This is a genomic window from Trebonia sp., from assembly GCF_049794275.1.
Taxonomy (GTDB): domain Bacteria; phylum Actinomycetota; class Actinomycetes; order Streptosporangiales; family Streptosporangiaceae; genus Trebonia.
Map to the genome: position 1 here is coordinate 1 of NZ_JBARCR010001132.1, position 3,134 is coordinate 3,134.

Below are 3,134 nucleotides of genomic sequence, written 5' to 3' on the forward strand. Positions count from 1 at the left end.
GCCGACCAGCGCCATCCGCAGCGCCGCCGCGATCGACGCCGGGGAGAACACCAGGCTGCCGGGGCCCGCGAGCTGCGCGTACAGGTCTGTGCCGAACGCCGCGTCGGCTCGCACTGGCTCGGCGATACTCGTCATCGAGCGCCTCCCGTTCAGTAGGCGAGGACCTCCAGCCGGCTGAGGGCTTCCTCCAGTATCTCTTGGCGCTTGCAGAAGGCGAACCGGACCTGGGTCCGCCCGGCCTCCTTGTCGTCGTAGAACACCGCGTTCGGGATCGCCACCACGCCCGCCCGCTCCGGCAGGCCGAGGCAGAACTCGACCGCGTCCTTCTCGCCGAGGCGCGCGATGTCGGTCGTGATGAAGTACGTGCCGTCGGGCTGGTAGACCTCGAAGCCGATGTCGCTGAGCCCCTGCGCCATCAGGTCGCGCTTCGTCTGAAGGTCGCTGGCCAGGGTGGCGAAGTACTCGTCGGGAAGCCGCAGGGCCTCGGCGACCGCGTACTGGAACGGGCCGCTGGCGACGAAGGTGAGGAACTGCTTCGTCGTGCGCACCGCGTTGACGATCTCCGGCGTCCCGGTCACCCAGCCGACCTTCCAGCCGGTGAAGCTGAACGTCTTGCCCGCGCTGCTGACCGAGACGGTCCGCTCCCGCATCCCGTCGACGGTCGCGAACGGGATGTGCTCACGGTCGTACGTCAGGTGCTCGTACACCTCGTCGGTCACGACCAGCAGATCGTGCCGCTTCGCGATGTCCGCGATGGCCTCGGTCTCGGCGCGGGTGAGGACCATGCCCGTCGGGTTGTGCGGGCTGTTGATCAGCATGAGCCTCGTTCTCGCTGTTATCAGGCTCTCCAGCTCGGCCAGGTCAGGGCGGAAGGCCGGCGGCCTGAGGGTGAGCGGCACCCGCGTGGCGCCGGCCATCGCGATGTTGGCCACATACGAGTCGTAGTACGGCTCGAAGGCGATCACCTCGTCGCCGGGCTCGAGGAGCGCCAGCAAGGCGGCCGCGATCGCTTCCGTCGCGCCCGCGGTGATCAGCACCTCGGTGCCCGGGTCGTACGCCAGGCCGTAGCACCGGCGCTGGTGGTCCGCGACGGCCGCCCGCAGCTCAGGGATGCCGGGACCGGGCGGGTACTGGTTGCCGTGCCCCGTCATGATCGCCGTCGCGGCGGCCTGCGCGACGGACGGCGGGCCGTCCACGTCGGGGAAGCCCTGACCGAGGTTGACGGCGCCGGTGGCGACGGCGCGGGCGGACATCTCGGCGAAAATCGAAGTGCCGAGGCCATGCAGGCGGCGGTTCAGCAGAGGTCGTGTCACAGACCTATTGTGGGCGGCATGCGTATCGCGTTGTGCCAGCTTCCTGTCAGCCCCGATCCTTCGGTCAACCTGGCGCGGGTACACACGGCGCTCGACGAGGCGGCGAGCGGCGGCGCGTCGCTCGCTGTATTCCCCGAGGCGACCATGGTCAGGTTCGGCAGCGACTTGCGGGCGGCGGCGGAGCCGCTGGACGGGCCGTTCTGCTCGGAGCTGGCCGCGGCGTGCGCGTCGGCCGGGGTCGCCGCCGTCGTGGGCGTCTTCGAGCCGGCGCCCGACGGCCGGGTGTACAACACCGCGGTCGCGTTCTCCGCCGCCGGGTCACAGGTGGCGGCGTACCGGAAGCTGCACCTGTTCGACGCGCTCGGGCAGCGCGAGTCGGAGCTGGTCGCGCCGGGTTCTGACGTTGTCGTCGCGGCGCTCGGCGGCGTGCCCGTCGGGCTGCAGGTCTGCTACGACATCCGGTTCCCCGAGCTGACCCGCGCGCTGGCGCTCCGCGGCGCGTCGCTGGTCACGGTCAGCGCCGCCTGGCAGGCGGGCCTGTTCAAAGAGGAGCACTGGGTGACGCTGCTGCGCGCCCGCGCGATCGAGAACACCGTGTGGGTCGCCGCCGCCGGGCAGGTGCCCGATCCCGACTCGAAGCCGACCCGCGCGCCGACGGGCGTGGGCCGGAGCATGCTCATCGACCCGCTCGGCGTGGTCCGCGCCGACCTTGGCCCCGCCGCGGGCGTGCTCGTGGCCGAGGCCGACATGTCGTTCGTGGACTCGGTGCGGGCCACGCTGCCGTCGCTGGCCAACCGCCGCGAAGACGTCTTCGGCCAGATTTAGCCTTCGCGGGTGACCTGGAACGGGGCGAAGCTCTGCGCGGTCGCCATCAGCTCGATCCTGTTGACGTTGACGTGGGGCGGCTGAGCCGCCGCCCAGTAGATCGCCTCGGCGATATCGTCGGCGGTCAGCGGCTGCATGCCCGCGTAGACGGCGTCCGCCTGCTCCTTGTCGCCGCCGAACCTGACCGTGGAGAACTCCGTGTCGGCCATGCCCGGCTCGACGGAGGTGACCCGCACGCCGGTGCCGTGCAGGTCGCTGCGCAGGTCCAGGCTGAACTGGTGGACGAACGCCTTCGAGCCGCCGTACACGTTCCCGCCCGGGTACGGGTAGGTGCCCGCCACGGATCCGAGGTTGATCACGTGGCCGCGCCCGCGGGCCACCATGCCGGGCAGGATCGCCCTCGTGCAGTAGGTCAGGCCCTTGCAGTTGGTGTCGATCATCTGGTCCCACTCGTCCAGGTCCGCCTCCTGGGCGGGCCCCAGCCCGAGGGCCAGGCCGGCGTTGTTCACCAGCACGTCGACGGCGGCGAACTCCGGCGGCAGCAAGGCCACCGCGGCGAACACGGCGTCCCGGTCCCGGACATCCAGCGCGACCGTCAGGGCGCTAGGGCCAAGTTCCTTGGCCAGGTCATCGAGCCGGTCAACCCGGCGGGCGGCGGCGATGACGCGGACGCCGGCGGCGGCGAACCTGCGCGCGGTGGCGGCCCCGAAGCCGCTGCTCGCGCCGGTGATGAAGACGGTGGCGGGCTGGGTGCTTGTCATGACTACAGCATGGTAGTCAGTTGCGCACCGGGGACTGCCAGATGGTCGGCACTTCGGTCGCCGGAGTGGCGAAGTAGCCGACCCCGGTCAGCGTGGACCCTGCGCCGGCCAGCGCGGTGATCGCGTGCGTGCCAGGCCCGGCCAGGCCCATGCCGTCGGGCGACGCGGCGGTCCAGGCGGTTCCCGCCGCCGCGCGTACCGCCAGCGTCCAGATCACCACGTCCTGGCTGCCTGG

General features: G+C 71.4%; 4 protein-coding genes. 1 reads left to right on the top strand and 3 read right to left on the bottom strand.

Translation table 11 applies throughout. The annotated features are described in order from the left end of the window. Positions 1-149 precede the first annotated feature (149 nt). Positions 150-1,313 carry a pyridoxal phosphate-dependent aminotransferase gene (locus WA805_RS28125; protein WP_422285161.1) on the bottom strand — a complete coding sequence of 388 codons (1,164 nt, stop codon included), beginning with the start codon at positions 1,311-1,313 and terminating at the stop codon, positions 150-152. Between the two features lie 18 nt (positions 1,314-1,331). On the opposite strand from WA805_RS28125, the gene WA805_RS28130 reads away from it, so the two are divergent. Further along, a complete protein-coding gene (locus tag WA805_RS28130) occupies positions 1,332-2,138 on the top strand; it encodes a carbon-nitrogen hydrolase family protein (RefSeq protein ID WP_422285163.1) in 807 nt (268 codons plus the stop codon). Here the strand turns inward: WA805_RS28130 and WA805_RS28135 are convergent. Both WA805_RS28135 and WA805_RS28140 read right to left on the bottom strand, forming a co-directional pair. Further along, a complete protein-coding gene (locus WA805_RS28135) occupies positions 2,135-2,899 on the bottom strand; it encodes an SDR family NAD(P)-dependent oxidoreductase (RefSeq protein ID WP_422285165.1) in 765 nt (254 codons plus the stop codon). The two genes, WA805_RS28130 and WA805_RS28135, sit on opposite strands and share 4 nt — an antisense overlap. 16 nt (positions 2,900-2,915) lie before the next feature. Beyond that, the coding region (locus WA805_RS28140) for a hypothetical protein (protein WP_425243835.1) at positions 2,916-3,134 on the bottom strand (219 nt) is incomplete at its 5' end.

Bases quoted from the DNA above. Each gene is read 5' to 3' on its own strand.
- WA805_RS28135 (WP_422285165.1), bottom strand. From the start codon at position 2,899: ATGACAAGCACCCAGCCCGCCACCGTCTTCATCACCGGCGCGAGCAGC.
- WA805_RS28130 (WP_422285163.1), top strand. From the start codon at position 1,332: ATGCGTATCGCGTTGTGCCAGCTTCCTGTCAGCCCCGATCCTTCGGTC.